Origin of the sequence: Streptomyces sp. NPDC058576 (genome assembly GCF_042718715.1) — a bacterium.
Taxonomy (GTDB): Bacteria; Actinomycetota; Actinomycetes; order Streptomycetales; family Streptomycetaceae; genus Streptomyces.
On the sequence record NZ_JBHXPF010000018.1, the window covers coordinates 105,172 to 114,195 of the forward strand.

7 protein-coding genes are annotated in these 9,024 nt (G+C 73.3%); 4 read left to right on the forward strand and 3 right to left on the reverse strand.

Features of this window, described 5'->3' with window-relative positions:
• Positions 1–110: 110 nt before the first annotated feature.
• On the reverse strand, positions 111–1,886 hold the full coding sequence (locus tag ACFWRV_RS15725) for a coagulation factor 5/8 type domain-containing protein (RefSeq protein WP_384334168.1): 1,776 nt from the start codon (positions 1,884–1,886) through the stop codon (positions 111–113).
• A gap of 300 nt (positions 1,887–2,186) precedes the next feature.
• Here ACFWRV_RS15725 and ACFWRV_RS15730 point away from each other — a divergent pair, with 300 nt between their 5' ends.
• Positions 2,187–2,690 carry a DUF4265 domain-containing protein gene (locus ACFWRV_RS15730; RefSeq protein WP_384334170.1) on the forward strand — a complete coding sequence of 168 codons (504 nt, stop codon included), beginning with the start codon at positions 2,187–2,189 and terminating at the stop codon, positions 2,688–2,690.
• A 27-nt stretch (positions 2,691–2,717) separates the two neighbouring features.
• Here the strand turns inward: ACFWRV_RS15730 and ACFWRV_RS15735 are convergent, their stop codons facing one another.
• Together ACFWRV_RS15735 and ACFWRV_RS15740 are read right to left on the reverse strand one after the other, a co-directional pair.
• Complete coding sequence (locus ACFWRV_RS15735) at positions 2,718–3,302, reverse strand: sugar O-acetyltransferase (protein WP_384334173.1); 585 nt, start codon at positions 3,300–3,302, stop codon at positions 2,718–2,720.
• Positions 3,299–4,552, reverse strand: coding sequence for an MFS transporter (locus tag ACFWRV_RS15740; protein ID WP_384334176.1), 1,254 nt, complete (start codon positions 4,550–4,552; stop codon positions 3,299–3,301). Before ACFWRV_RS15740 ends, ACFWRV_RS15735 begins: the two co-directional genes overlap by 4 nt.
• A gap of 279 nt (positions 4,553–4,831) precedes the next feature.
• Between ACFWRV_RS15740 and ACFWRV_RS15745 the strand changes: the two genes are divergently transcribed.
• The 3 genes from ACFWRV_RS15745 (at position 4,832) to ACFWRV_RS15755 (ending at position 8,902) form a co-directional block, all read left to right on the forward strand.
• Entirely contained in the window at positions 4,832–5,809 is a 978-nt protein-coding gene (locus ACFWRV_RS15745) for a winged helix-turn-helix domain-containing protein (RefSeq protein WP_384334179.1), read from the forward strand.
• Between the two features lie 209 nt (positions 5,810–6,018).
• On the forward strand, positions 6,019–8,727 hold the full coding sequence (gene lanKC / locus ACFWRV_RS15750; protein WP_384334182.1) for a class III lanthionine synthetase LanKC: 2,709 nt from the start codon (positions 6,019–6,021) through the stop codon (positions 8,725–8,727).
• Between the two features lie 43 nt (positions 8,728–8,770).
• Positions 8,771–8,902, forward strand: coding sequence for a SapB/AmfS family lanthipeptide (locus ACFWRV_RS15755; protein WP_030576627.1), 132 nt, complete (start codon positions 8,771–8,773; stop codon positions 8,900–8,902).
• Positions 8,903–9,024 lie beyond the last annotated feature (122 nt).

Here is a 9,024-nt window from a genome sequence, read left to right on the forward strand (position 1 = left end):
CCCCGCCCGGTTCGTCCTCGGCCGGGGGGCGGGCCGCTGCCCGGTCCACCCGGCGACGCGGGGCCCGCCCCACAACCCCTCCGGGCCCCCGCTCCCGTACACGTCCCGTACTACGGGAAGTTCACCACCTGGGAGGGGATGGTGTCCGGGCCCGACGTGGGGGATCCGACGTCGTTGATCACGTGCTCGTACTGGCCGTTGCCGCCGAGCGAGACGACGATCAGGCTGTGGAACTTCACGCCGGGTTTCACCGGTGCCTTGAAGCCGTGCTCCTGGATGATCGTCGGGTCGACGTTGTAGTAGCAGTAGCTGCCCATGCCCCAGCCCTCGTGCTGCTCGACCGAGTCGTCGACCCGGTAGGCGGCGTAGCCCTTCGTGTCGCCGTTCTGGACCGCCTCCTGGTTGGGTGCGTCGTACGCCTTCTCGTTCTGGAAGAAGATCGTCCGGCCGCGCTCGCCGTACCACTCCACGTCGTACTTGTTGAAGTGCTCCACGAACAGCCCGGTCGCCAGCACGTCGTCGCCGTTGACGCGGACGCCGTAGTCGGCCCGGTTGGTCTCCCAGCCCCAGCCCTCACCGTGGTCCGCACGCCACACCCAGGTGTGGTCGATGATCGTGTCGTCGCTGTTCACGACGATGCTCGTGGTCGCCTTGCCGGGGCCCGCGCCGCCGATCCGCACGAACACGTCCTGGAGCGAGGTGGGGTTGGCCGAGTGGTCCGCCGAGGCGTTCTCGGGGCCGACCTCGATCAGCGTCTCGGAGTTGACCGGGCCCGCGTCGACCAGGAGGCCCGCGAGCTTGACGCCGTCCACGTCACCGACCTTGATCGCGGTCACCCCGTTGTCCGGGATGATCGTGGCCAGGCCGAGGCCGAGGGCCACGGTGTCCGCGCGGTCGATGTTGATCGTCTCGTCGATGTGGTAGACACCCGGCGTGAAGAGCAGGTGCAGGCCCTGCTCCACGGCCGCGTTGATCGTGGCGGCGTCCGCCCCCTCCTTCACCACGTAGAACTGGTCCAGCGGGATCGACTCGCCGGCCGGAGTGCCGTTGGCCCACGAGACACCGCGCGCGTTCTCGCGCTTCTGAGGAACGAAGACCTTGTAGTCGTCCCCGTCGAGGTAGAGGAAGGGCTTCTCGCGGGAGATGGGGGTGGTGTCGAGCGTGGTGTAGGGCGGCTCGGGGAAGCTGTTGGCCGGTGCGCCCTCGACGCCCGAGAACGTCATGTTCCAGACGCCGTTGACCCAGCCGCCCACCGAGCTGTCGCGGGTGTACCACTGCTGCTGGGAGTACGGGCCGACCTCGCCGTCGATCTTTGAGTCGGCGATGTAGCCGCCGCTGGCCCAGCCGTATCCGTCGGGCGCGAGGTTGAGCCCGCCCTTGACGTGCATGCGGCGGAACGGGGCCGCCTGGGAGACCGCCCAGCGGTTGGTGCCGCTGACCGGGTTCAGGGTGAGGTTCTCCGCCGAACGCCAGAAGTTCTGCGTTGCGTTGCCGTCGAACCAGCCCGCGTCGACCGTCACGTCGCCGTTGAACGTGGTGTCGTTCGGATTCAGGCCGAGACCCGCGATCTGCGTGTAGAAGCCGATCTGCGCGTTGATGTCGTCGTACGTGCCCGGCTTGAACATCAGCGCGTGGCGGTCGAGGCCGAACTGCGCGGACTCCTGCTTCGTGAAGATCTCGTCGACCTTGCCCTGGATGTCGGGCGTGGACGGGTCGAAGACATGGACGTTGGGGCCGAGGTCGCCGCCGCCCGGCACGGCCCGGGCCTCCTCGCCGAACGCGGTCTGGGCCGTGGGCACGGACATCAGCATCGCCACGGCGAGTGCGGCGAATCCGAGGGCCCGGCTGCGGCGGCGGGTGCGTGGTGCGGTGGGGGGAGCATGCATGGGGTACGTCTCCTGGGTCGTGGTACGTGTGCACGACGGACGGGCGGGAGAGCGTGGGGGGAGGCTGCGTCGGAGAGCGCTCTCTCGTTACGGTGATGTTTCCCCCGTGGGCCTGTACGCGTCAAGAGGTGTGCGTCAGGAGCCTCGGGAGATGCCACTGAATCCAACAACTGGGTTTGAATGTCGAGGAATTGACGGCTCCGGCGCGGTGCGGGCGGCCCCTGGCTTCAGAAGCTGACGTCGTGGCTGGTCGTGGGTGGTGGACAGGCGGACGCGCCGCGCGCGGGGGACCATGGGGCCATGAGTTCCCCCGCAGGTCCGGAACGCCCGCCCCGCGAAGCCGATCAGATCAAGGTCTGGTTCCGTCTGGTCCCGCGCGAGGACCGGCCGCCGTACGACACCGAGGGCTTGTGGGCGACGCGGCTCGGCCCGGACACCGCGCGGGTGGACAACGTGCCCTTCCTCCGGGACGGGGTCGCCGAGGGCGAGACCGTACGCTTCCGGACGGACGACGACGGGGTGCACTGGGCCGCCGGCCGGGTGGCGGACTCGGGCAACTGCACGGTGCGGGTGCTGCCCGTGCCGGACGGTCCGCTCGGGCACGACGCACGGGCCGTGCACGAGCGGCTCGCCGGCTTCGGGCTCACGGGCGAGGTCTTCAGCGCCGCGTTCCCGCTGGTCGCCCTGACCGTGCCCGGCGGAGCGGACCTGCGCGGGGTCAAGGCGCTGCTCGCCCGGGGCCGGGACGAGGGCTGGTGGCACTTCGAGGTCTCGTGCGCCACCGATGCGTGGCGGGCGGCGTAGCGCGCCGGTGTGCCGTGCGCCGGGGCGTTACGCCTCCTCCTCGCCGATCTTCCGGATCACCCGGGCCGGGTTGCCCACCGCCACCACGCCGGCGGGCAGGTCCTTCGTGACGACCGCCCCCGCGCCGACCACCGTGTTCTCGCCGATGGTCACCCCGGGGCAGACGATCACCCCGCCGCCCAGCCACACGTTGTCGCCGATGGTGATCGGCTCGGCGGCCTCCCACTTGGCGCGGCGCTGCTCGGGGTCGACGGGGTGGGTCGGCGTGAGCAGCTGGACGTTCGGGCCCAGCTGGACGTCCGCGCCGATGGTGATGCGGGCGACGTCCAGGAGAACCGCGCCGAAGTTGATGAACGTGCGCGGGCCGATGGTGGTCTGGTAGCCGTAGTCGACCCGCAGCGGCGGCCGGACCTCCACGCCCTCGCCCACCTCGCCGAGCAGCTCGGTCAGCACCGCGCGCCGGGCCTCGGGGTCGGCGGCCGATGTGACGTTGTAGCGCTCGCTGAGCACGGCCGCGTGCAGTGCCTCGGCCGCCAGTTCGGGGTCGTCGGCGATGTAGAGCTCGCCGGAGAGCATGGCTTCCTTCTGGGTGGGCCTGGTCTCGTCGCTCATGTCGTCTCTTCCGTGCGGGGTGTCCGGGACGCTCGCGGTGATCCGTTCGCTCCGAGCAGTCTGCCCCCGTCGGCGTCGACCGGGGTGCGCAGCCCCGGGGCCAGCGCCAGCGTCACCGCCACCGAGAGGCCCGCGACCGCCGCCATGCCCGTCGCGGGGGAGGTCAGCTGGGCGATACCGCCCGCCACGGCCGCGCCCACCCCCTGCATCGCGAGCATCCCCGAGGAGCTGAGCCCGAGCGCCTGGCCGCTCAGCTCCTGCGGGGTGAGGGCCAGCAGCCGTTCCTGGAGCAGCAGGCTCGCGGCGAAGCCCACGCTCGCCAGGACGACCACCGCCAGCGCGAGGGGCAGCCCCGGGCGCAGGGCGAAGAGCAGATAGGGCGCGGCCAGCAGCAGCCGGAGCGGGGCCCCGAGCCGCGCCCGCCACTCGGGGCCTGTCGTTCGGGCCGCGACGAACCGCCCGACCAGCGCGTCCCCGGCGAGCATCCCCAGGGCCCCGCCGGCGAAGAGGAGCCCGGCGTGCCCGGGCGCGTACGCGACGTACAGGGACTCGCAGCCGACGACGAGCCCGTTGGGCACCCACAGCGCCAGGAACACGTACCGGCGCGGCGCGGACGACCAGAGCAGCGCGTTCGTCCGCCGGGTCTCCCGGACCGAGGGGCGCCCGGTCGCCCTCGGCGGCCGGGCGGTCAGCCCGAGCCGGGTCACCACCGCCGCGACGACGTACAGGGCCGCCCCGATCAGCAGCGTGCCGCGCGCCGAGAACACCGCCACCAGCGCCCCGCCCACCGCGAATCCGCAGATCTGCATCGCGCCGCCCGTCATGTTCAGCACCGAGCGGCCGAGCAGGAACCCCTCGCGCGGAACGATCTCGTTGAGCAGCCCGTACCGCACGCCCCCGCCCGGCGACGCGATCGCCCCGACCACCAGCAGGACGGCGAACGCGGCCCACAGCGGCAGCCCGGGCGCGGCCTGGACGCAGGCGGCCCCCGCCGACAGCAGGGCGAGAGCGGTCAGCGCGGCGCGCGGCGGCAGCCGGTCCGCCGCCGACAGCAGGGTGAGCGCCCCGGCCATCTGCGCCAGCGACGGGCCGAACATCGCCAGCGCCGACAGCAGGGGCGAGCCCGTCCGCGCGAAGACGAGGGTGCCGAGCGCCAGGCCGGTCGCGGTCTGGGCGGCCGTCTGCACGGCGACGGCCGCGAAGAAGGGGGTGAACTCCGGGGTCCGGAACAGTTCGCGGTAGGTGCGCATGGGGGGAGTCTCCGGACGCCGTCGCCGGGGCCGTTACTGTTTCGCGCTGACGCGAAAGCCTGGGGCCGGGCGGTGGCGCCGGGGTGTCCTGAACCACGACGTCAACCGGGATGGCAGCGCGAACAGGGAACGGGGCGGCCGGATCGGACGTGGCGGCCGGAGCCAACAGGGAACGGGGGCGGCCGGATCTGGGCATGGCGGCCGGAGCCAACAGGGAACGGGGGCGGCCCGATCGGGCATGCGGCCGGAGCGAACGGGGAACGGGGCGGTGGGCGTGACATGGGCTGGTGGCAGGTCAGTGCGGACACGCTCGCGAACAGCCGGTTCGTCGTCTCGCCGCTCGCGGAGGCCGTCGCGAGCCTGCTGCTCCTGGAGCGGGCCGACGCCGCGCACCCGGGGGAGCGCGCCTGGCTGGAGGCCCACCTGCCCGCGTACCGGCGGCGGGCGGTGGACGATCCGCTCTCCGCGCTCGTGATCCGCTCCGCCCTCGCGCCCCGCTGGACCGCCGACTTCCTCACCCCCGCGCCGGTGCCCGCCCCGCCGGGCCAGGCCCCGCCCCTCTTCGCCGAGGAGCTGGCGCGGGTGCGGGCCACCCCGCCCGACCGGGCCCGCGCCGAACTGGCCGAGGCGCTGCGCGGGCCGCTGCCCGCCGTGCTGGACCGGGACGACCTGGCCCGGCGCGCCGCCGACACCCTGGAGTGGGTCTGGACGCACACCGTGCTGCCCGACTGGCCGAGGCGGCAGCGGGTCCTGGAGGCCGATGTGATCGCCCGCACGGCCCAGTTGGGGCGGGCGGGCTGGGCCGAGGCCCTGAACGGCATGCGGCCCGGGATCCGTTGGCTCGGCGACAGTCGGCTCCAGATCAACACCTTCGACAACCCGCCCCGCGAACTGGACGGCGCCCAACTGCTGTTCCTGCCCGTCACCCCGCACCAGTCCTGGGTCTGCTGGGACATCCCGCACCGCTACGGGCTGGTGTACCCGTGTTCCGGCGTGCTCGCCGAGGCCGGGCGCGTTCCCGTGCCCGCGGCCCTGGGGGCGCTGATCGGCCCGGCGAGGGCGGCCGTCCTGTTGCTGCTCGCCTCCCCGCTCAGCACGACGCAACTCGTCGCGCTGACCGGCCAGGGGCTGGGCTCGGTCGGCCGCCATCTGCGGATCCTGCTGGACGCCGGACTGGTCCGCCGCCGCCGGGCAGGCCGCTCCGTGCTCTATTTCCGTACCGAGGCGGGGGACGTCCTGGCGCACGGAGCGGGCTGAGGAGAGACGAAAGCGCTCTGTGCGCGCCTCCGCGCGCCCCCGGCCCGAACCCCTTCACAGCTGGGCGACGAGCGGATACTCATCGGTACGCGGTGCGCTCCGCATGGTTGGCTCGCATGTACGAGTCGTGACAACAGTGACTATGGGCGCCGCTCGTCGTTGTGACAATTTCTCTCTCGCCGCGAAAGAACCGAGCGAGGGGAACGTGCGTGAATCCGGAGTACGCCGCGTACTGCCAGGCGGACCGCCGCTTCTACGACGCACCCCACCGCTCCCTCGGACCGGGCGGCCGAGCCGCCGACGAGGAGCGCTCGTTCTACGCGCCGCTCCGTGGCCCGGCCCCCGAGGGATGGGCCCGCTCCCGGCGCGGCGACTGGCTCGCGTACAACCCCGACGGGCTGCGGCTGCCGCCCCAGGGCTGGAAGATCCACGTCTCGGCCGCCCTCGACAACGCGGCCTCCGTGCTGGACCGGGTCGTCGCCCACTGTCTGGAACACCGGCTCGCCTTCAAGTGCCTCCCGCATCCCGGGCTGTTGGCCCTGCGGAACGCCAAGTACGCGGACCGGGCGGGCAGCGGGAAGTTCATCACCGTCTACCCGCCGTCCGAGGACGCGTTCCCCGAGGTGTGCACCGCCCTGATGCAGCTCCTGGAGGGCGAGCACGGCCCGTACATCCTGAGCGACCTGCGGTGCGGCAACGGGCCCGTGCACACCCGGTACGGGGCGTTCGCCGCCCGCTTCTGCTCCGGCCCGGACGGGCGCCCCGTGCCCGCCGTCGCCGATCCGCAGGGCCGGCTCGTCCCGGACGACCGGGGCCCGTCCTTCCGCGTCCCCTCCTGGGTGACCCCGCCCGGCTTCCTGATGCCGCACCTGGAAGCCCGTGCCGCCGTTGGCCTCGCCGACCTCCCGTACACCGTGGAGAAGGCCCTGCACTTCTCCAACGGCGGCGGGGTCTACCTCGGCCGCGACACCCGTACCGGCGAGCAGGTCGTCCTCAAGGAGGCCCGCCCGTACGCCGGTCTGGCCGCCGACGGGGCGGACGCCGTGGCCCGGCTGGAGCGGGAGCGGACCGCCCTGGAACAACTGGCCGGGCTGGACTGCGTGCCGGCCGTCCGGGACGTGTTCGAGGTGGGCGACCATCACTTCCTGGTCCTCCAGTACATACCCGGCGCGACCCTCAACACCGTGTTCGCCCGCCGCTTTCCGCTCGCCCGTCAGCACCCGTCACCTCAACTGGTCGCCGAGCACGCCGCGTGGGCCGAGGAGTTGTACGGACAGGTCGAGCGCGCCGTCGACGCGGTGCACGGCCGGGGCATCGTCATCAGCGACCTGCACATGAGCAACGTCATGGTCGACGAGGAGAACGAGCGGATCGTCCTGCTCGACTTCGAGGCCGCCTCCCCGGTCGCCGAGCGCCACCGCCAGATCGTCGCCAACCCGGCCTTCGTCGCCCCGCCCGACCGGCGCGGCACGGACATCGACCGGTACGCGCTCGCCTGTCTGCGGCTCGCCCTGTACCTGCCGCTCACCACCCTGTTCGGCATCGACCGCACGAAGGCCGCCGGGCTCGCCCGGGACATCGCCCGCGTCTTCCCGGTCACGGAGGAGGCGCTTCGGCCGGCGGTCGAGGAGATCCTGCGCGACACGGGCGAGGCCACCTCCCGCGACACGGAAAAGGCCGCCTCCCGGCCCGCTTCCGCACCGGCTTCCGGTACGGCCTCCGGCCTCGCCCCTGCTCCCCGCCTCCGGGACTGGCCGCGCAGCCGGGACGCGATGGTCCGGGCCATCACCGCCTCCTGCACACCGGAGCGCGACGACCGCTGCTTCCCCGGGGACATCGCCCAGTTCGCCACCGCCACCGGCGGCCAGTCCTTCGCGTACGGGGCGGCCGGAGTGCTCTACGCCCTCCACGAGACGGGCGCCCCACCGTGCGCACCGGCCGAGGACTGGCTCCTGCGGCAGGCCAAGGACCCCGCGTCCGGCAGCCCCCTCGGCTTCTACGACGGGCTCACCGGCATCGCCTGGACCCTGCACCGGATCGGCCGCACCGCCGAGGCCGCCGACCTCCTCCGGATCATCCTCGACCAGCCCCTGGAGGGCCTCGCGCCCGGTCTGCACAACGGGTACGCGGGCATCGGCCTCGCCCTCGACGACCTGGCCCGCACCGCCTCCGCCACCGACGCCCCGGCGCTGTCCGCAGCGGCCGCCCGCTGTACCGCCCTCGCCGTCCGCGCGCTCGCCGACGGTCCGCCGTCGCCCCGCACCGGACTGCTGCACGGCGCGAGCGGCATCGCCCTGCTGCTGATCCGCCGGTACGGGACCACGGGGGACGCCGGCCTGCTCGACCTGGCGGCCGCCGCCCTGCGCCGCGACCTGGAGCGGTGCCGGGCGGGGGACGACGGGGAACTCCTCGTCGTCGAGGGCAAACGGCTGATGCCGTACGTCGGTTCGGGCAGCGCCGGCATCGCGGCCGTCATCGACGCCTACCTGGCCCACCGCCCGGACCCCGCGCTCGAAGCGGCGGGCCGCGCCCTCCTGCCGGCCGCGCTCTCCGCCTTCTACGTCCAGCCCGGCCTGCTCAGAGGCTCCGCCGGACTCCTGACGCACCTCGCGGCCACCCCGCTGTGCGACCAGGCCGACCGGCAGCGCGCCATCGACCGCCACACCGAACTGCTGGACAGTCACGCCCTGGCGTACGGCGACGGACTCGCCTTCCCCGGCGAGCAGTTGATGCGCCTGTCGATGGACCTGGCCACCGGGACCGCCGGCGTACTCCTCGCCCTGGGCGCCGCGTTCGGCCGCCCCACCGGACTTCCCTTCCTGCCCGCCGCTCCGGCGGCGCACCCCGGCCGCGAAAGCGGCCCCCTGAACCGGCCCCGCCAGGGGTCGTCGGACCGGCCCCACCCGGGGTCGTTCTAGCACCACCGCCCAAGCACCACCACCGTCCGCGAAAGGACACATCATGGCGCTTCTCGACCTCCAGGCGATGGACACCCCGGCCGAGGACTCCTTCGGCGAGCTCGCCACGGGCAGCCAGGTCTCCCTGCTGGTCTGTGAGTTCAGCTCCCTCAGCGTGGTCCTCTGCACCCCGTGACCCGCACCGCGGCGCGCAACCTGGCCGCCAAACCCCGCCTCGCCCCCGCGCTGCGCACCGGCGACCTCACCGCCCGGATTACAGGCCTGACACTGATACACCTCAGCGAGCGCACGAGACCA

Bases quoted from the DNA above. Each gene is read 5' to 3' on its own strand.
- ACFWRV_RS15725 (WP_384334168.1), bottom strand. From the start codon at position 1,886: ATGCATGCTCCCCCCACCGCACCACGCACCCGCCGCCGCAGCCGGGCC.
- ACFWRV_RS15730 (WP_384334170.1), top strand. From the start codon at position 2,187: ATGAGTTCCCCCGCAGGTCCGGAACGCCCGCCCCGCGAAGCCGATCAG.
- ACFWRV_RS15735 (WP_384334173.1), bottom strand. From the start codon at position 3,302: ATGAGCGACGAGACCAGGCCCACCCAGAAGGAAGCCATGCTCTCCGGC.
- ACFWRV_RS15740 (WP_384334176.1), bottom strand. From the start codon at position 4,552: ATGCGCACCTACCGCGAACTGTTCCGGACCCCGGAGTTCACCCCCTTC.
- ACFWRV_RS15745 (WP_384334179.1), top strand. From the start codon at position 4,832: ATGGGCTGGTGGCAGGTCAGTGCGGACACGCTCGCGAACAGCCGGTTC.
- ACFWRV_RS15755 (WP_030576627.1), top strand. From the start codon at position 8,771: ATGGCGCTTCTCGACCTCCAGGCGATGGACACCCCGGCCGAGGACTCC.